The organism is Acinetobacter sp. Tr-809, assembly GCF_011753255.1.
Lineage (GTDB): Bacteria > Pseudomonadota > Gammaproteobacteria > Pseudomonadales > Moraxellaceae > Acinetobacter.
In genome coordinates, this window is sequence record NZ_VWVZ01000002.1 from 381,871 (window position 1) to 401,707 (window position 19,837).

Consider the following 19,837-nt stretch of genomic DNA (forward strand, 5'->3'; position numbering starts at 1 on the left):
GAGGGGTTAGGGGAGATTCATTATCCTTGTGTCGCATCAATCAATTGAGCACCCGTCAATGCCTGTAACTCATCAAAGCTCAGACCATCCACTTTCTCAATCACTTTTAAACCTTCTGTGGTCACATCAATCACACATAAGTCGGTATAAATACGATCGACACACTTCAATCCTGTTGCTGGATATGAAAGCGTTTCAACAATCTTGGGTTCACCTTGCTTGGTATTGTGATCAGTGGTGATAAATACTTTCTTGGCACCGACAGCGAGGTCCATCGCACCACCCACCGCAGGAATCGCATCTGCTGCACCGGTATGCCAATTGGCCAGATCACCATTGGCTGCCACTTGGAAAGCACCCAATACCGCGATATCCAAATGCCCACCACGCATCATGGCAAAGGAATCACCATGATGGAAAAAGCTACCACCCGTCAGCATAGTCACATATTCCTTACCTGCATTGATCAACTCAGGATCTTCTTCACCTTTGGCAGGTGGAGGCCCAAAAGCCAGCAAGCCATTTTCAGAATGCAGAAAGACATCTTTATCAGCAGGAAGATAATTGGAAATCTTGGTTGGTAGGCCAATGCCTAAATTGACATATGCACCATCAGGAATGTCTTGCGCCACACGTTCAGCAATTTGGTCACGGCTTAGTTTTTGATAGCTCATTGTTCTGCTCCTATGCCATTGGCTGCATCGACAGCGACTACATGCTGTACAAAAATCCCAGGGGTAATGATGTGTTCAGGATCAAGCTGACCCAGTTCGACCAGTTCAGAGACTTGAGCAATAGTGACATCCGCAGCCATGGCCATGATTGGGCCAAAATTACGTGCAGATTTGTTATAAACCAGATTGCCCCAACGGTCGCCTTGATGAGCTTTGATCAAGGCAAAGTCGGCTTTGATTGGATATTCAAGTACATAGTCTTTACCCTCGATATGACGGGTTTCCTTGCCTTCTGCCAATAAGGTACCAAAGCCAGTTGGGGTAAAGACTGCACCTAAGCCCATACCAGCAGCTTGAATACGACAAGCCAAATTGCCTTGTGGCACCAACTCCAATTCAATCTTGCCAGCACGATACAGTTCATCGAATACCCATGAGTCTGACTGACGTGGGAAAGAACAGATGATCTTACGTACAGCACCTGTTTTAAGCAGTTTGGCCAAGCCATAATCGCCATTGCCTGCATTATTATTGACGATGACCAGATCTTTAATCCCGAGTTCGATCAATCCATCAATCAGTTCAGCGGGTTGTCCTGCGGTGCCAAAGCCACCAATCATGATGGTTGCGCCATCCTTGATCTGTGACAGTGCCTCAGTCAATGTGAGGGTACTTTTATCAATCATAAGGCCAACCTTTTATCCATGTTTTCAAATTTCTATACATACGAATTGCTGTATAAACGGGTATGCATAGAAATTTAAAAACTGTGAGCTAAGGTCTAGCTCACAGTAAATTTGTGGTGTTAAGCACCGACACGACGACGGTCAACTTCGGTAGTTGGCGCACCTGTTTTTTCTGCAACCAATTCAACATTAAAGGTAATGTGTTTGAATGGCTTATTTACACCACGACGAGCTAGTTCAGCTTCATCGGTGATATCTACAGCAGTTGCGACCAAACCTTCACGCGTTGCAAATGCAAAGTCATCCCATAGGTATTGATCACCTTCGATATTGAACTGCGTGGTTAATTTGCGATAACCCGGTGCAGACACAAAATAGTGCACATGAGAAGGGCGGTTACCGTGACGACCGAGTAAGTTCAGCACAGCTTGTGTGGTCCCTTCTGGTGGGCAGCCATAACCCACAGGCATGGTTGTTTGTGCGATATAGTGACCACTGGCATCCGACAAAATGGTACGACGTAAGTTAAAGTCAGATTGAGATTTATCAAAGAACGAATAGTTACCTAGGCTGTTAGCATGCCACACTTCAACTTTAGCGCCTTCGATAATATTGCCTTCAGGATCGGTTACAGTTCCTTCGATGAATAAAGTATCGACTTTGTCCGATTCAGAACCGTCATCCATACGGGCGAAACCGACAGATTCAGGCGCACCAGCCACATACAATGGACCTTCAATAGTACGTGGTGTACCACCCGTAATACCTGCTTTGGCATCTGCTTCATCGGCACGCAAATCTAGATAATGCTCTAGACCTAAGCCTGCTGCCAATAAGCCAAGTTCATTGGCTTGGCCTGCATCGGTAAAGTATTCCAGACCTTTCCATAGTTCACTTTGCGAGATATCTAAATCTTCAATCGCCTGAAAAAGATCACCGAGCAGACGAACCACAATTTGTTGTACACGTGGATTGACTTCACCTGTCGCGGTATCCACATTCATTTTTTTAACCAGTGCATCGATTTCTTGACGGTTCATACATAATCTCCTGAAGTATGATAGTTTTTGGTGGCTTGCGAACTTGCTGTTTTGCTGCTTGCTTGGCTTGCCACATTCCTTGTTCAAATTCTGTTTTTAACTTTATCTGCTATGCGCGTTTAGCTGTCGTCTTCGCGGATGGCTGATGGGTGACGATTCATTGCCATCACTTCAATATTCATGTAGGGATACAACGGTAGCCCCTGTAGAATATTGTGCAGTTCCTCGTTGCTTTCCACATCAAAGATACTGATATTTGAGTATTGTCCTGTGATGCGCCAGATATGACGCCATTTGCCTTGACGCTGTAAATCTTGTGAATAAGCCTTTTCAACAGCTTTAATTTGATTGGCTTGTTCAACTGGCATATCGAGCGGGATATTTACATCCATTCGTACATGAAAAAGCATGGCAACTCCTTGAATTATTGACGACGTAAGTTGTCGATTTTGTCTTCATCCAGTTCAATACCGAGACCAGGGGCAGTTGGAATTTTGAGTTCAAAATTGCCATATTGAAGCGGTGTTTTTAAAATTTCTTCTGTGAGCAACAATGGACCAAACAATTCCGTGCCTGCGGCTAAATTGCTAAAAGTAGAGAAGGCATGTGCGGAAGCAATGGTGCCAACAGGACCTTCCAACATGGTGCCACCGTAAAGATCAATCCCTGCCAGAGTGGCAATTTTCCCGACCTCACAGGCTTCAATCAGACCACCTGATTGGGCAATTTTTACTGCAAATACTGAGGCAGCATTGCTTTTTGCCAGTTGATAAGCACTTTGCGGACCCGTTAAAGATTCATCGGCCATGATGGCAATATCGAACTTGCGCGTCAGACGTTGCATGGCATCAATATTGTGAATTGCACACGGTTGCTCGATAAGATCAACTCCACCGTCCTGAAGCATTTGAATCCCTTTAATCGCATTCAACTCAGACCATGCACGGTTGACATCGACACGAATCGAAACCTCTGCCCCCAAGGCTTGTTTAATCGCCAGTACATGTTCAACATCCTGCTCAACAGGGCGAGAGCCGATCTTGAGCTTGAATACATTGTGGCGTTTTAACGCAACCATTTTTTCTGCTTCAGCAATGTCCTTTTCAGTATTGCCTGAGGCTAAAACCCAAAGTACAGGGACGCTATCACGTAGACGCCCACCTAAGACTTCACTGAGCGGTAAACCTAAACGCTGCGCCTGAATATCCAGTAGTGCTGTTTGGATGGCACATTTAGCAAAACGGTTCCCATTGATGTTATTTTGAATGACCTGTAGTGTTTGAGCCACATTAAAACGGTCCAAGCTTTTTAACAATGGCGAAAAGTAATGTGCGATATTGGTTTTGACACTTTCAGGACTTTCATCTCCATAACCCAAGCCACCAATGGTCGTTGCTTCCCCCCAACCGATAAAACCATCTTCTGTTGTCACTTTAATGAGGACTAAGGTTTGGGTTTGCATGGTTGCAACCGCCATCTTATGTGGACGGATGGTTGGGATCTCGACAAGTAGGGTTTCTATGGATTTATACATCTTTGGTATTTCTTTCGTCCTAAGCTATTTACATACCCTAAATTAATGTAATATCTATAACTAGGCTGAATTTGGTATTTTTAGATACTTAAAAGGTATATTAAATGGAATTAAGACATCTTCGTTATTTCGTGACGGTGGTCGAGGAGCAGAGCATTACCAAAGCCGCAGAAAAGTTATGTATTGCACAACCGCCATTAAGCCGTCAGATCCAAAAACTGGAAGAAGAACTCGGAATTCTGCTATTTGAACGTGGTTCGCGACCTGTAAAAACCACAGAGGCGGGGCAGTTCTTTTATCAACATGCGGTACAGATTTTGACCCATACCGCCCAAGCGGCTTCAATGGCAAAACGCATTAGCACAGTGAATAAGATTGTGCGTATTGGCTATGTCAGTTCATTGCTTTATGCACTATTACCGCAAGTGATTTATTTATTCCGTCAAAACCATCCTGATATTCAGGTGGAGTTGATTGAACACGGCACTAAGGATCAGGTTGAAGCATTAAAGCTGGGGAAAATCGATTTGGGTTTTGGACGTTTAAGAATTAGTGATCCTGCAATTAAACGGATTTTGTTGCGCAAAGAAAAGCTCAAATTAGCCATTCATAAAAACCATCATTTAACTCGCTTTATCGATCAGGGTATTTATCTGTCCCAGATTATTGATGAACCTATTTTTTCTTATCCTGCGACCCAAAAACCGAATTTTTCCACCTTGATTCAGTCGATTTTTACCGACTTGGGGCTGGTACCTAAAGACATCGTTGAAGTACGTGAAATTCATATGGCGCTTGGTTTGGTGTCATCAGGTGAGGGGATTTGTCTTATTCCAGAAAGTGCCAGTGATATCGGCATGAAAAATCTGGTGTATATCCCAATCCTAGATTTAGAGGCTTATACACCAATTTCTTTGGCAGTACGCAATATGGATCAGAGCCCCTATCTACCGCAGATTTTGGAATGTATTAAGCAGGTATTTGAAGAAGAGGGAATTCCGATACAACTTGAAGGTGACTAAGTTGATTGGAATGATTCATGTATTTAGAGGCGGTCAAGAAGACCGCTTTTTTATTTATCTTTGAAAGGGTATTACAGAAGACTTTAAAGGTATAACTATATACTTCATTATCTATGGAAAATTACATTAACAATTCAAATAATAGGGCATGACCATTATTTGCTCAAATATATCTTTCTGAATTTATGTCAGTTTTAAAGGTATCGGTAAGCATGGTCTCAGTTGTGAGGGCGGTCTTAACTCTCAGCGTGAATGAATAAGAATTTCAAATACTCAGGAAAGGATTTCCCATGTTAAAACCAGATACGCTGTATAAAGCACAGCGCGTAGCCTTATATACACTCTTTGGTTGTCTAAACATCAATGCGGCTTATGCAGATTTTTTCGAAGACAGCGAAAAAAGCATTTATCTGCGTAATTTTTACTTGGAACGGGATTTTGAAAATACCAATAAAGATTTAGGCAGTTGGTCTCAGGCGATGACAGGACGCTTTGAGTCTGGTTATACCGATACACCGCTTCAAGTTGGTTTGGATCTGGGATTTCAATATGCTCTGCGTTTAACGGATCGCTATGATGAACGTCTGGATACAGTATTTAAATATGATCAGCACGAAGGTCGGCAGGAACGTGATTATTTAAAATTAGGCGCGACTTTAAAATTTAAATATCACAATACTGAACTGAAAGTTGGTGAGCTTTTTCCAAAAACACCGGTACTGTTTATTGATGATTCTCGGCAATTGGTCACCACCTACGCAGGCGCAATGCTGGAAAGTAAAGACATTAAAAATTTAAAAGTATCGGCAGGGCGTTTTACCCATGTTAATGCTCGAGATGATGATGAATATCGAAAATTCACTTTAGGCAACTCGACAGATCCAAGCAAAAGAAGCGACGGGCTGAATTTCTTGGGGCTTGATTATAATTTTACTCCTCAGTTGACGGGTTCTTATTGGTTTGGACAGCTTGAAGATATTTACCAACAACAATATTTGAGTGCGGCCTATACGGAAACAGTCAACAAAAGCAAGCTCAAAGTAGATGCCCGCTACTTTAATTATAAAGAAGATGGCGATGCCTATTTTGGCGATATTGATGTCCAGTCAATCGGTCTGCAAGCCAGTGTGCAAAATGGCCCACATACCATTTTGACGGGTCTGCAAAAGCACATGGGTGAAGACAATATTCCCTTGTTGAATGGTTATGTACCACAAGCCTATTTACAGAGTTGGTCTGCAATTGCTTTCTACAAAGCCAAAGAGTTCACTTGGCATGTTTTATATAGTTATGACTTTAAAGAGCAGGGTATTCCTGGGCTAAAACTGACTTTACGTTATTTAAATGGTAGTGAAATCTATCGGGAAGGCTTTAAAGATAATAAAGAAACTGAGAAGAATGTGATCGTCAATTACACCGTACCAGAAGGTAAACTAAAAGGTCTCGGTTTTGAATGGCGACATATTCGCGCTGATATTAAATATGGTGCAGGCAATAATCCAGGTACAGATTTTGTCGAAAATCGAATCATGACGACGTATACACATAAGTTTTAGTCGAATTTTAAAAGTGAGTTTCCTTTGTCAATTAACCTGATGTTTTAATTTTATGCTGAGGCTCATTGTTAATGAGTCTTAGTCTTTGTATTGAGGCAATTTATTTTTATTGGTTGTTTTTTATTCGATTTTTTGTTAATTATAATTAAAATTTTACATCGTTGTAGTGGGGACTTTGGTCATGAGTGCGTGTGCGAATTTTTTGATTGAAAATAAATAATGAGTGAGATTGCTGTGAGGGGGGAAATGATAAAGTATATTAATTTTGTTTTTATATTATTTCTTTCAAATTTTTTTATCGCATGTGACTTCAACGATGACAAAGGATTTGACACTCGGGATGCGATATACAGTGAAAGAAAAATTGACGAGTTATTGGCTAAGTCATTAAAAGATGGTGATTGTAATACCTTTCAAAGTGCTGTTGTGAATAGGCATTTGGCAGATGATGGCTATTCTATATTTTACTATACTCAAATTATGGCAAATAAATACGACTGTCCAATTGCTTACTATTATTTGGGGGTTGATATGAATGCTGATGAAGGAACATATATAGGGGGTGTTCCTGTTTGGAGTGATGATAAACGGACAAGAAATATGGCAGTATATAATCTTTTAAAAGCATATGAGTTAGGTTATGAGCCATCAAAGTATGAATTAGAGGTATTTTTTGGTGATGATCCCAAAAAATTTCCAAAATCATCAGATTTTATCGTCTTTAAAAATGAAAAATGAAATGATTGAATCAGAAAATTGGAATATAAGCGAAGTATGGAAAAAATAATAGATATTTAGGTGGTATTGGGTCTGAGCTATGGACGTTCAGCAACTGATACTTATGGTAAATTAGGTCGAGTATAGAGGTGTCCTAGTAATCATATAATTATTCTCTATAATGATGCTACAGCTTATTGGTTTAATAAAAATATTTACTGTAGGGTAATTTTAAATGAAATTAATATTAAGATTTTTCTTGTTAATATCAGTCTTTTTTAGTTTTTGTCATGCTTGGGGATATACTCCTCAAAAAGGCTTTGTTCCAAATGCTGAGATCGCTGCTAAGATCGCAGAAATTATTTTAGAGCCAATTTATGGAGAATCAAATATCCACAGACAAAAACCATTCCATGTAATACTTAAAGATGGAGCTTGGGTTGTTGAGGGAACATTGCCAAAGAGTTATGTTGGCGGATCTTTCCTGATTAAAATAGCCAAAGAAGATGGGAGAGTTTTATATTTGGAGCATACAAAATAATTTGATATAGGATGGCTTGTTTTATAAAAATAAAATTGGAATTAATTCTTATATTTATATTGTCAAAGAGCTGAATGTTTTCTGAATAGAGAGATAAAGGAAATTGATAGAATTTGGTGTCAATGAAAAATATAAGTTTTTATAAGTGAGATTTATCTAAAATGAGTTTTTTTAGTATAGTAAAGAAAACGGTTTTAAATATTTTGATAATGCAGCTAAAAAAGATAGTTGTGCAGACTCAGGTGGAGCATGGGACTATAAGTGAGATATTTGTAATTTTGGACCATAAAATTTCAGAAAAAAAGAGGCATGTGAAAATTAAAAAATATTTTTGTTTTAGAAAATAATGTTTTATAGATAGAAGTATATAAGAAATCAAAAAATATTTTTAGAAATATGCTCTTGTTATGATGTAAGTTGTAATGGCTAGTGATGCACTTTTAATGAGTATGAAGTTTTATAAAACTAGTAATAAATAAATTTGTAGTTTATTGGGAAATTCACCTTTGAATTTATAAGGAGAAGCTAATGTCGAGTTCTTCAAGATTGATTTTAGTGGTTTCTGATATTGTTGTGATGATGATTTTTTTTAAATCTTCATTTGTGTATGAAGATTATGTTAAAAAATGGAAGCGTGAGCTTCAATATCCATACGTAGAAAAAATTAATGATCATGGTGTGGATATTTATGTTACAAAGGAACAAAATAATATTATTAATACTTGTAATTTTATTAGTTTTTTTGTGATAGGTTCGTGGTTGATTCTATTTTATTTCTTAAAAAATAGAAATGAAATTGAGAATAAAAAGAAAATAGAAGAATAAATATTAAATAGATAAGTCGTGAGCGTATGTTCCGAGTAATACCGCAGTAGCTACACTTTTAAGCTTAGCTATTAATTATGCTATTAAATCTGTATACCCACAAAGTGTGAAGTTACTCACAAACTTTAGAGTATTTCTACACATTACTATTGAGAGCACATAGCTCCTAATCTTGTCTAAAGTTGAGCACTTTATCCACTGTTAAGACGAATTGATCACCTGACCCCCTCATGTAAGCTTTTGTTGTTATTGATGACTTGAATATATGGAGGAATAGAGAGAGTTAATGTTATTATTGATAATAATTATCATTATTATTGTCATTTTTGTTGCTTTTGTGTATTATTCACGAAATTTTTAAGAATGAATTAAGGTTCTTACGTGTTAGAACAAAATAAATCTCTCAAATCGTCTCAATTTATTAGAACAACACTCTGCACTTCTGTTTTATTGGTGTTGTCATCTCCACATGTATTTGCGCAAGACAGTACAGATAAAGCTTCGACACTGCCGACTATTGCAGTGACAGCAAGCAAGGCTGATATTGCCTATAAATCGGGCAATATGGATATTCCACGTACTGAAGACGATGTCCAAGCCTATACCATGATCGAGCGGGAAGAGATTGAACGTTCGGGCACCACCACAGTCACCGAATTATTGTCTAAAGTACTGCCGATGGCGACTTCAACCAATAATTCCAGTTACTTCTCAGGTACATCGAGTCAAATCAATTTACGTGGGCTTGGCGCCAGTCAAACTTTAGTATTGATTAATGGTCGTCGTAGTGCAGGAACAGGGAATCGAGGTACTTCAGAATCTACCGATCAACCCAATTTAAATAATATTCCCTTGGCTGCAATTGAACGGATTGAAGTGTTACCAACATCAGCCGCTGCGATTTATGGCAGTGGGGCGATTGGTGGCGTCATCAATGTGATTTTGCGGAAAGACTATGTTGGCACCGAAGTGAACGTGCGCTATAGCGATACCGTGGATAATCAACAACCCGCCAAATCTTTTAATTTGGTTTCAGGTTTTTCTCTGGAAGATGGCCGTACCCATGTGATGTTGACGGCTTCCAAAAAAGATCAAGATAGTTTGCTAGCGAGCGAACGTGACTGGAAAAGTAAATCACGCCAAAATATTTTAAAAAATAATCCAAATAGTCTTATTGGGGACAAGGTCAACCCGCCTGCGGGCAATTTAACTAATATTCGTAGTAAAGATGGTTCTGAATTAGTACCAGGGTGGGGCTCGTCTATGGCGCATCTTCCCAAAGGTTGGAATGGTGATCTGAGCAAACTGGGTCAAGGCTATGCATTGGGTTTGTCGGATGGGGTCAGTGCTTGGTCAGGCAAAGAAGCTTTGCTTTATGATACCAAGACGGAAGCATTTGGTCTTTCTTTAAATCGTGATTTTACTGATCGTCTGAATGTGTTTCTTGAAGCAGGCTATGAAAAAGAAGAGGGGTGGTCATTTAATACTGTACCGCATAACTATGGGGTGATAACGGTTAACAAAGACAGTCCGCATAATCCATTTGGTAAGGATATTTTAGTGAATTATCCATTGCGTTTGGATAGTCTGGGTGCCTTTGCCAAGGACACATTTGAAACCACCCAGAAGAAAGTTGCGACGGGCTTTACCTTTGACCTTACACCAGAATGGATACTCTCGGCAGATTATGCATGGAGTAAATCGGATATTCGTCAACGTTATACACGTCAGGGTAGCAAAAATCCAAAAGCCAGTGCATGGAACAAAGATACCACCAATAATGCAATTGATTTTCTGCAAGATTTCACCACCACACCAACGGACTTAATTTCAAAATATTGGAACTATCCAAAAAATAATACGCAGCAGACGTTAAATGATTTCTCGATTCGTGCCACAGGTCCGATCGCAAAATGGTATGCAGGTGATATTCGATTGGCAACGGGGATTGAACACCGTCGTTATGAAAGTGAAGGCTTTGCAGATCACCAACATGTCGACAATCCTTGGGTGAAGCCGACTGAACGTAAGAGCAATGCATCCAGTGTTTACACGGAATTTAACATTCCAGTGATTTCACCTGAGCTGAATTTACCTTTCGCCAAATTACTGGATGTGCAATTGGCTGCACGCTATGAAGATTTCAATGTCCAAGCAAAAACGCCACAATATGACAGCCAAATTGATCCAGCAACTGGATATCGTTCTAAGTTTTTAAATTATAGCGATTCGGGTAAATCAAAATTTGATGCAATCACACCAACGGTTGGTTTCCGCTTCGCACCAAACGATCAATTGATGTTCCGTGCGTCTTATAGCGAAGGTTTTGTGACGCCATCGGTTTCTCAAATTTCTCAAGCGACGTCGAACCGAGTGACAGGTGCTACATTAAAAGATCCAACCACAGGTCAACCGGTTACAGACTATGAAAGCATTTCTGGCGGTAATCCTGATCTAACCCCAGAAAGTTCAAAAAGTATTAATGCTGGGATTGTGTTAACCCCAGAGGCGATTCCTGATTTACGCCTATCGATTGATTATTACAACATCAAAAAAACCAATAATATTAGTTCGATCAGTGCGCAATATATTCTAGATAATCAAAGTAAATATGGCAGTCGAATTAAACGTAACCAAGCAGGCGATATAGTTTCGATTGATACCACACCATTCAACGCTTTAAATCTAAAAACCAGTGGAATCGATACCAATTTAAATTATCGCTTTGATAGCGTGATTGGAGAAACCACCTTTAATTTGGGCTATACCCATGTTAATGAATATCGCCAAAAACATAATTTGATTGATCCAGAAAAGAATTTTGTCAGTCTTGTTGGCGGTGCGGTATCAGATGCACCGTTAAAACATCGTGCCAATGCATCGATTTATCTACAGGCTAATGACAATTGGGGCTTTGGTTGGGCAAGTCAATATTATGGTTCATATGACATGGTCAACGCGGCTGCGATTTTAAATCAAACGGGTCATGCCGATAAAAAATTAAAAATTGAAGATCAAATCTACCATGACATTTTTGCCAAGGTGAGTTTACCGAGCAGTAAGTTGCTGAAACACAGTAGCAGTGAGCTGAGCTTCGGTATTCAGAATTTATTTAATGATTACACGGTCGATATGTCTGGAACGCAATCATACCTCAGCAAATATAGTGATGTCCGTGGTCGCCAATATTATCTAAACCTTAAGTTTTCTTTCTAATCTTCCTGAAATGGAGGTGGCGATTATTTTGCATAATCGCCACCTGACTGGGTGTCTTTTATGAATATTGAAGCGTCTGTGCCCTTGGCCTCCGCCAAAAGGGTCACAAAAAAGAAGGTTGAACAATCATCATTGATTAAATATCGATTGATGATTTTTTCACGTTTTGTCCTGGCCATTTTTGGTGGCTATTACTTTGCTGCGATTGCTGCAATGTTGATGGGTTTCCTGTTTTCAGCTGAACCTTCCAAAGCCAATGCGGTATTTGGGGCAACCATGTTGGCTTTTGTGATCCATTGTGCCGTGTTCATTTGGGTATTTTTGGTCAACTCAACCGTGAAAGTCTGGTTAGGCGTTATTGTTCCCAGTGTATTGATGACGTTGATTTATTGGTTTTTAAAAGGGTAATCTAATGCGTGTTGATGGTAAAAATGAAGGCCCTCGCCAATCCATGTCATGGTTACATACATGGACAAGCCTGCTCTTGGGATGGCTGCTTTACGCAGTTTTTCTGACGGGCACGCTCAGTTTTTTCCAAAATGAAATTACGGTGTGGATGAAACCCGAATTGCATCAGTCTGTGAATAGCACTTCACAGCAGCAACAATTGAGTTTTGCATTACAGTATTTGCAGCAAAACGGGCAACCTGCCGAAAGCTGGAATATCCGTTTTGCCAATGAACGCCAACCTGCCATTATGCTGAATATCCGTAAGCCAGGTGAAGGCCGCCGTCGGGGTGGTGAAATCTATTTAGACGCACAAACGGGACAAGAGATTAAAGCGCGAGAAACTCGGGGTGGCGGTTTCTTATATCGGTTCCATTTTGAACTCTATGGTATGCCACGTATTTGGGGGCGTTGGATTGTTGGTATCGCAACCTTATTCATGTTTGTCGCGATTATCAGCGGTATTATCACCCATAAAAAGATTTTCAAGGATTTCTTTACCTTCCGTCCAGCCAAAGGTCAGCGTTCTTGGCTCGATGCTCATAATGCAACGGCTGTATTTGCTTTACCTTTTCATATTATGATCACCTTTAGTGGTTTGCTATTGTTAATGTTCATGTTTATGCCATGGGCGATGAACAGCCACTATGGAAATGGGCAAAATTTCTATCAAATGCTGAATGAACCTGTTGCTAAAACACCAGAGCAAGCACGTTTATTGGCAGAGCAAAAACAAAAAGAAGCAGCCGAAGAAGGGCGCGGCAATCGCGGTGGTGGCCGCCGTGGTGAAGCCGAACAAGCAGCGCCCGTGCTTGCAGCAGCACCAATGGTGAATTTGCTGACATTGAGTCAATACGTTCAGCAAGGTTGGGAAGATAATCCGATTGCTTCGATTCGAGTGAATAAGCCGAATACGGTTGAAGCTGATGTTCAATTTAATGCAACCCGTACCACCACATTGCTTGATCGAGAAAGCATTCCTTCAATGAAGTTTAATGCGGTGACAGGGCAATTGCTTGATGAAGCCAAGCCAGTTAACTCAACTTCAAAAGCCATTTATACCTTGGTGACATGGCTACATATGGCACATGGTGTGGACTCGGCGTTGCGTTGGTTGTTATTTTTATCAGGTGTGTTAGGCACGATGATGGTGGCTTCAGGTCTGATCTTATGGGTAGTAAAACGCATTCCAGATGTACAGAAATTGGGTTATAAGCCTTTTGGTCATCGAGTGGTTGAAGTGCTGAATATTACCGCAATTACAGGCCTACCGATTGCCTGTGCTGCCTATTTCATTGCCAATCGTTTTATCCCAGCTCAATTGGCCGAACGTTCTCCGCTAGAGATTAATGTGTTCTTTATCGTATGGCTGCTGTGTTTAATTCATGCGGCTATTCGGGCACATCGTCCTGCATGGTTGGAGCAACTGGCTTTAGCTGCTGTACTGTTCCTGTTTATGCCAATCCTAAACTTCTTAACAGGCGGGCAGGCACTATGGATGAGTATTTATCATGGACAATGGATGATCGCCAGTTTTGATCTGGTGTGCATTATTTTGGGTCTGATTTTTATCTATTCTTATTACAAGTTAAAGCGTTACCAAGGTCTAGCTGTAAAGCAGAAAAAACAGCCTAAGGTTCAAGCTGGACAGGAGCAAGCATAATGGCAGCATTGATGTTGTGGTGTGTTGCTGTGGTGGCGTTATCGGCACTTGCGTGTGGGATGAGTAAGCATCAGCGTGATATTTTTAGTTCTCAGATCTCAGCACAAAATAGTCGACGTTTTGAGATTGTAGGTTGGGTAATTCTTCTTATATCTGCGTTGGTGATGGTTTACTTTAAAGGTGCCTCAGTTGGTTTATCTGAGTGGTTGGGTTGTATCACCTTTGCTGCTTTGGCAGTGGGGTTATTATTAACCTATCAACCTAAAAAACTGTTGCAGGCGAATGCGATTGTGACAGTTTTATTTGGGTTACTGCTTATTGTGACCTTGATTTAAGCTTTCGTTGTATCGCGGTGAAATAAAAAGAGGAAACGAAAGTTTCCTCTTTTTATGCGTTATAGGTTGATTTCGCAGGCTTAGTAACTTGCTTTTAAAGTCAAAAGGACATTACGCGGTTCGCCATAAAAATTACCATAACCAGGGTTGCCGATCGTACTGTAATAGGTTTTGTCAAAAATATTGTTTAGGTTAAGTGCGATATTCCATTGAGGATTAATATCATAAGCGACACGCGCTGACCAAATAGCATAATTGGGTTGAACCAGTTCAATATTTTTCCGAGCACCATCAAACTTTTGTGTGACTGGATTAAATTCTTTGACTGATCCAGTTGCATAGTTTTTACTTTGAGCGATTACACCGCCACCTATTTCTAAGCCATCGGCAATTTGATCAAGCTGATAGGTTGTCCAAATTTTTAACAGATTTTTAGGGGTGTAGGTATTATATGGATTTTCAGTATTATCCTTTTTCTCGTTTTTATTGTAGGTATAACCTACAGATAAATTCCAGTCAGGGCTAATATTGCCATTGAGTTCAACATCAACCCCTTTACTTTCCATAGAACCTGTACCGATGTAACAGCATAGTGAGTTGCTGTTTGGAATGCTGGTATAGGTGTTATACACTTTTTCCTTTTCTTTTTTGATATCGAAGTAGGCAATGGACGCAAGCAAGTTTGCATTAATTTGATGCTTGATACCAAATTCAATATTTCGCCCTGTTAATGGTTCGAGCCCTGGACCATCTGCTGCTGTTAAATAGTTACGCTGATTTTTATAAATTTCTGCAAAGCTTGCATAGGCTGTTGTAGAAGGCAAAATATCATAGGTAATCCCATAATAAGGAACAAACTTTTTGTCTTCTGTGTATGTGTTTTCAATATTGCTATTGTGGTTGTTGATGGTTAACTCATCTTTAAAGGTATAGCGGCCACCAATAATGAGGGCTAAATCATCAACAGGGCGTAATTTTAAAGAACCATAAAGTGCTGATTTATTATTCTTATGGGTCGTATTGGTATCCCAAATGGCAGCTGGATACTCCCATTCTGGTGGTGCAACGCGATTAAATGCATCGCCATTAGCGTAATAAGTCCAGTTTTGACGATAATCTTTTTGGTTGTTACTGTGATCAATACCTAAAATTAGATCATGCTTTTGTTCAAATAAATTAAAGCTGCCTTGTAGGTTTAAATCCATTGTGGTTTCTTTAAAGCGCGTATCATCCTGATAGCGCCACCATTGGCTTTGGTGAGTCTCATAACTAACGGCACCTTCCATTTCAGCACTGTTAATTGCATCATTACCAATGTTGTGACGCACATTCAGTTGTGTTTTCCAGTCATCATTAATTTGGTGTTGGAGATTGGCGAAGAAGGATGTATTTTTACGCTCGATCCAGCCCCAAGGTGCTCCCGTTGTTGTACTGCGTGAAAAATGTAAATCTGCGCCATCTTCCCAGCGAGGTAAACTGGCATTAAAAGCATCCACTTTATCTTTTTGATAACTCACACCTGTAAACAATGTTGTTTCGGGTAATAAGTCAAAGCTTAATGCACCATAGACCATTTCACGGCGGCTTTGTGTTGGTTTGTAGAAGAAGTCTCGATCTTGGAGAACAGTAACCAAACGACCCTTAACACTTTGATCTTGTGTTAAAGAACCTGTCGCATCGAATTCGCCACGATAATTATTCCAGCTACCTGCTGAAATCGATCCATTGATTTCGGTTTCTGCTTTTGGTCGTTTAGAGGTGAGATTAATCACACCGCCAGCTTCACCTGCACCGAATAAACCATCCGCACCACGTAATACCTCAACAGCATCATATTGTGCCATATCGGCACTATTGCTACGGTCTTCTAGACTTGAGGTACTTCCACCGTCATAACGAATATTTTCAATCTTTAGACCACGAGCACTATAGTTATTGTTTAACCAGAGCTGTTCACGTGTTACGCCTGTTGTTTGTACCAACACATCATCAAGTGTTTTTAAACCTTGTTCATCAATACGCTGACGGGACATAACGGTTACAGATTGTGGGACGTCTTTAATATTCTGAGCTTGCTTGCCAACATTTGTCATATTTTGGCTAGCTGCTTTGATCGAAATTGTTGGAAGCTGTGTTGAATTATTTGCCTGCTGAGTGTTGCCATTACGAGTTTGATCTGCTCGTGTGTGAATTGCTTCCAATTTGACCACTTTAGGTTCAACAGCAGCTACAGTTGCTTTGGCTTGAATGCTGTATCCCGCATTTGGAACTTTGATTGCTTCAAATGCATGCGGTTTAAGCAAAGTCTCTAAAGCAGTTTCTACTGAATAATTTCCTTTCAGTGAAGCACTTTTTATTTTAGAGAGTGTGGTTGAGTCATAGCTGATCGTGGTACCTGTTTGAATCGCTAGCTGTTTAAGTGCTTGATCGAGTGTGGTTGAGCTAATCGAAATCTGATAAACATTGGCAGCATAAGCAGAAGTAGTTGCAATGCTGACAACGCTGAGTGGCATGCCCCATAAAATGGCGCGTACAGCCAACGCCAAGGTAGTTTTCGCCTGATAATCCTTCATGTGGTGTTCTCAACTGGGAGTGTATTTCTCTATAAGTCGAACAAGACCAAAAAAAGGATCATCTTTTTATCTTTTTTTTATTTTTAATATATACGGACTGTAATAGCCCAGCTCAAGTTGGTGGGTATAGGCCAGTGTTTCTAAGCTTTGTTGGGGATTTTTTAACGAAAACACGCCTGAAACGCGAAGGTCTTTTAAGGCTGGCTCGATGAAATAAGTGCCTTTTTGATAACGATATAGTTCATCAATGACTTTTTCTAGTGGCCATTGTTCTACCACCAGTAATTGTTGAGTCCAGTAGGGTTGCTCATTGTTCAGTGGCAGGGGTTTAGAGATCTGTTGGCTGTCGAAATATGCGCGTTGGCCCTCCTGCAAAATCTGCTTTTGCTCAGAATCCTGCGGCTGTAAAGCGACAGCATGTTGATAGACTTTGACTCGAGTTTGGTCGTGATGCTCTTGTCGTACCGTAAACTGAGTACCCAAGGCCTCAATCGCACCATTTTTGGTCTTCACCATAAAGGGGCGGTGTTGTGGATCTTTGGCGGTCTGGATATAAATTTCACCTTCGATCAGTTGAATTTGCCGAGTCTGTTCGGAGAAATTTACGTTGATATAGCTATCACTGGCCAAGATCAAGGTTGAACCATCTTGCAGGGCAACAGTTTTAATTTCACCAACCTCGGTATGATCATCAGACTGCCATTTTGCCCAAGGTAATAAATACATTCCGCAGCCGATAACGAGCAACCCTGACAGGCTTAACAGCATATTTCGTTTTGCAGTCAGATTAAATTTTTGCTTGGACTGGACTAAAGAATCTGAGGGAAAGTGGTTGGATAAACCTGTTAAGCCGTGGGTAAATTTATTGATTTGCTGAATGGCTAAGGCATGTTCTTGTTTTTCTGCTTGCCATTGTTGAAATTGTTGCTGCTGTAACTCTGTCATTTCGCCTGAATGTAATAGCACCAGCCAATCTGCGGCTTGGTCCAATACATGATCAGGGATTTTAGGGGCTTGAGACATAGCAGCAAAGCAAATTCAGCAATTAATCGGTCTGATTATAAAGACTTATGCAGGCCAAGAAAGCCTGTTTCATATCTCTTTTGACCGTTGCCTCTGAAACATCCAGTTTTTCACTAATCGCACGATAGGTCAGTCCATCCAATTGCGATAATAAAAACACCTGTGCGGTGCGTTGAGGTAGCTTTTCCAGCATCAAATGCACTTGATAAAGCGTTTCACGAATACAGACTTCGTATTCAGCAGAGGGATAGTATTCTTCTGGTAGCTGTGCAAGTGCATCTAAATATAAGTGTTCAACATGCTGATGTCGCCAATAATCAATAATCACATGCTTGGCGATACCCATCAACCATGCCTGAGGTTCTTTAATCTTTTCAAAGCAATAGTCACTTTTTAAGGCACGGTAGAACACTTCCTGACTCAAGTCTTCAGATTGATGGTGGTGCTGTAGTTTGTGCTTAAACCAAGACAACAGCGAGCTTTGTTGCGATTGATAAACGTGGCTAAACCATAACTGTTTTTCTACATTCAGGTTCATAGCAAGGAGTCCACAAATGAGCAGGGAGATGCACAATTAAAGGCGGATGGAAAAAATATTTTCAAATAGTAATGATAATTGTTCTTAATATCAATAAAATTGTATACATACTTTTACAGAAAAAATTGAGCTGATTTTGATTTTCGTTCGACTAAACCAATGTAGGGGAACATTTTTTGTTTTCGTCATCTTCCATATTTTTAATGAATTTTGTTTGATTAAGTAGAGCATGCCATGAGTGAACAACAGATTGATTTAAAACCACAACAGCATTCTCGATCAAATAAAATCAAATGGTTGATTGCTTTGACGGTACTTTTATTGCTGATGGTATGGGGGTGGAATTATTGGAAGAAATCCCAAGCCGATAAACAAGAGTCGTTTAGCCAATGGAGTAAACCTGTGCCTGTTCGTGTGGTCGGGGTACAACGTGGCGATTTGCAATTACAAATTAAGGCGATTGGTACAGTCGTTCCTGCCAATACTGTGAATGTTCAAAGTCAGGTGTCAGGTGTGCTGCAAAAACTGTATTTCCAAGAGGGTCAATACATCAAGAAAGGGCAATTGCTGGCACAAATTGACCCGACACCATTTCAGGTCGCATTGGCGCAGGCACAAGGTACCCAACAACAAAATTTAGCGCAGTTGCAAAATGCACAAACTGAATTGAGTCGCTACCAGTTGCTATTTAAGCAAGACTCGATTGCCAAGCAACAGGTAGATCAACAGCAAGCTTTGGTCAATCAGCTCAAGGGACAGATGCAAGCCAATCAAGCACAGGTCGATGCGGCAAAGTTACAACTGTCTTATACCAAAATATATGCACCGATAGATGGTCGTGTTGGTTTTCGCTTAAAAGATGCAGGTAATTTAATCCAAGCCAATGAAACAACAGGTTTATTGAGTATTACTCAAATCCATCCTGTGTATATTCAGTTTGCAGTGGCTGAAAATTACTTAGATACAATACGCCAAGCCACAAAAAATAAGCAAAGCATTCAAGTCAGTGCTTGGGATCGTGCAGAACAAAAACAACTGGCAACAGGATCAGTTCAGGCACTGGATAACCAGATTGATTTGAATACTGGCACACTCAAAGTAAAAGCCGTTTTTGCCAATCTTGATGATGCTTTATTCCCCAATCAATTTGTCAATGTTCGATTAAATGCCAAGACCTTGCAAAATGCAGTGCATTTACCGAGTGATGCCATTCAACATGGGGCAAAAGGCACTTATGTTTATATCGTGAATAAAGAACATAAAGCCGAAGTGCGTATGTTAAAGCTGGGTGCGGTTTCACAAGGACAGACCGAGATCATTGAAGGCTTACAAGGCAATGAACGCGTTGTTCTAGAGGGGATTGATCGTCTTTCCGAAGGGCAAGAAGTACAAGTTATTCAAGATGATGTTTCTAAGCCACTACCAGCAAAAACAGTAGCTGGATAAG

18 protein-coding genes are annotated in these 19,837 nt (G+C 40.3%); 10 read left to right on the forward strand and 8 right to left on the reverse strand.

Annotated features, from left to right (window positions below):
* Positions 1-20 precede the first annotated feature (20 nt).
* The 5 genes from F3J02_RS05865 to F3J02_RS05885 all read right to left on the reverse strand — a co-directional run bounded on the left by F3J02_RS05865 (position 21) and on the right by F3J02_RS05885 (position 3,934).
* A complete protein-coding gene (locus F3J02_RS05865) occupies positions 21-674 on the reverse strand; it encodes a 3-oxoacid CoA-transferase subunit B (protein ID WP_167248119.1) in 654 nt (217 codons plus the stop codon).
* The gene (locus F3J02_RS05870; RefSeq protein WP_167248120.1) at positions 671-1,360 is read right to left on the reverse strand and encodes a 3-oxoacid CoA-transferase subunit A; all 690 of its coding nucleotides are present in this window, start codon (positions 1,358-1,360) and stop codon (positions 671-673) included. The genes F3J02_RS05865 and F3J02_RS05870 overlap by 4 nt, the downstream gene beginning before the upstream one ends.
* A 119-nt stretch (positions 1,361-1,479) precedes the next feature.
* Positions 1,480-2,400: a catechol 1,2-dioxygenase gene (gene catA / locus F3J02_RS05875; protein WP_167248121.1), complete on the reverse strand. Its 921-nt coding sequence runs from the start codon at positions 2,398-2,400 to the stop codon at positions 1,480-1,482.
* Between the two features lie 119 nt (positions 2,401-2,519).
* On the reverse strand, positions 2,520-2,810 hold the full coding sequence (gene catC / locus F3J02_RS05880; RefSeq protein ID WP_005190515.1) for a muconolactone Delta-isomerase: 291 nt from the start codon (positions 2,808-2,810) through the stop codon (positions 2,520-2,522).
* Between the two features lie 14 nt (positions 2,811-2,824).
* Complete coding sequence (locus tag F3J02_RS05885; protein WP_167248122.1) at positions 2,825-3,934, reverse strand: muconate/chloromuconate family cycloisomerase; 1,110 nt, start codon at positions 3,932-3,934, stop codon at positions 2,825-2,827.
* Between the two features lie 104 nt (positions 3,935-4,038).
* On the opposite strand from F3J02_RS05885, the gene catM reads away from it, so the two are divergent.
* The 9 genes from catM (at position 4,039) to F3J02_RS05930 (ending at position 14,256) form a co-directional block, all read left to right on the forward strand.
* A complete protein-coding gene (catM, locus tag F3J02_RS05890; protein WP_167248123.1) occupies positions 4,039-4,956 on the forward strand; it encodes a cis,cis-muconate-binding transcription regulator CatM in 918 nt (305 codons plus the stop codon).
* Positions 4,957-5,246: 290 nt separating this feature from the next.
* On the forward strand, positions 5,247-6,512 hold the full coding sequence (locus tag F3J02_RS05895; protein WP_167248124.1) for an OprD family outer membrane porin: 1,266 nt from the start codon (positions 5,247-5,249) through the stop codon (positions 6,510-6,512).
* A 219-nt stretch (positions 6,513-6,731) separates the two neighbouring features.
* Positions 6,732-7,250, forward strand: coding sequence for a hypothetical protein (locus F3J02_RS05900; RefSeq protein WP_167248125.1), 519 nt, complete (start codon positions 6,732-6,734; stop codon positions 7,248-7,250).
* Positions 7,251-7,464: 214 nt separating this feature from the next.
* The gene (locus tag F3J02_RS05905) at positions 7,465-7,770 is read left to right on the forward strand and encodes an NTF2 fold immunity protein (protein WP_167248126.1); all 306 of its coding nucleotides are present in this window, start codon (positions 7,465-7,467) and stop codon (positions 7,768-7,770) included.
* A 528-nt stretch (positions 7,771-8,298) separates the two neighbouring features.
* Complete coding sequence (locus F3J02_RS05910) at positions 8,299-8,595, forward strand: hypothetical protein (protein WP_167248127.1); 297 nt, start codon at positions 8,299-8,301, stop codon at positions 8,593-8,595.
* A 381-nt stretch (positions 8,596-8,976) separates the two neighbouring features.
* Complete coding sequence (locus tag F3J02_RS05915) at positions 8,977-11,811, forward strand: TonB-dependent receptor domain-containing protein (RefSeq protein WP_167248128.1); 2,835 nt, start codon at positions 8,977-8,979, stop codon at positions 11,809-11,811.
* A 60-nt stretch (positions 11,812-11,871) separates the two neighbouring features.
* Positions 11,872-12,219 carry a DUF3649 domain-containing protein gene (locus tag F3J02_RS05920; protein ID WP_167248129.1) on the forward strand — a complete coding sequence of 116 codons (348 nt, stop codon included), beginning with the start codon at positions 11,872-11,874 and terminating at the stop codon, positions 12,217-12,219.
* Positions 12,220-12,223: 4 nt separating this feature from the next.
* Entirely contained in the window at positions 12,224-13,921 is a 1,698-nt protein-coding gene (locus F3J02_RS05925) for a PepSY-associated TM helix domain-containing protein (RefSeq protein WP_167248130.1), read from the forward strand.
* Positions 13,921-14,256: a DUF3325 domain-containing protein gene (locus F3J02_RS05930; RefSeq protein WP_167248131.1), complete on the forward strand. Its 336-nt coding sequence runs from the start codon at positions 13,921-13,923 to the stop codon at positions 14,254-14,256. The genes F3J02_RS05925 and F3J02_RS05930 overlap by 1 nt, the downstream gene beginning before the upstream one ends.
* Positions 14,257-14,336: 80 nt before the next feature.
* Here F3J02_RS05930 and F3J02_RS05935 read toward each other — a convergent pair whose 3' ends face one another.
* From F3J02_RS05935 to F3J02_RS05945, 3 genes are all read right to left on the reverse strand, one after another.
* Positions 14,337-16,829 carry a TonB-dependent siderophore receptor gene (locus F3J02_RS05935; RefSeq protein WP_167248132.1) on the reverse strand — a complete coding sequence of 831 codons (2,493 nt, stop codon included), beginning with the start codon at positions 16,827-16,829 and terminating at the stop codon, positions 14,337-14,339.
* A 66-nt stretch (positions 16,830-16,895) separates the two neighbouring features.
* The gene (locus tag F3J02_RS05940; RefSeq protein WP_167248133.1) at positions 16,896-17,852 is read right to left on the reverse strand and encodes a FecR family protein; all 957 of its coding nucleotides are present in this window, start codon (positions 17,850-17,852) and stop codon (positions 16,896-16,898) included.
* A gap of 22 nt (positions 17,853-17,874) precedes the next feature.
* Entirely contained in the window at positions 17,875-18,390 is a 516-nt protein-coding gene (locus F3J02_RS05945; protein WP_167248134.1) for a sigma-70 family RNA polymerase sigma factor, read from the reverse strand.
* A 234-nt stretch (positions 18,391-18,624) separates the two neighbouring features.
* On the opposite strand from F3J02_RS05945, the gene F3J02_RS05950 reads away from it, so the two are divergent.
* Positions 18,625-19,836 carry an efflux RND transporter periplasmic adaptor subunit gene (locus F3J02_RS05950; RefSeq protein ID WP_167248135.1) on the forward strand — a complete coding sequence of 404 codons (1,212 nt, stop codon included), beginning with the start codon at positions 18,625-18,627 and terminating at the stop codon, positions 19,834-19,836.
* Position 19,837: the final 1 nt, after the last annotated feature.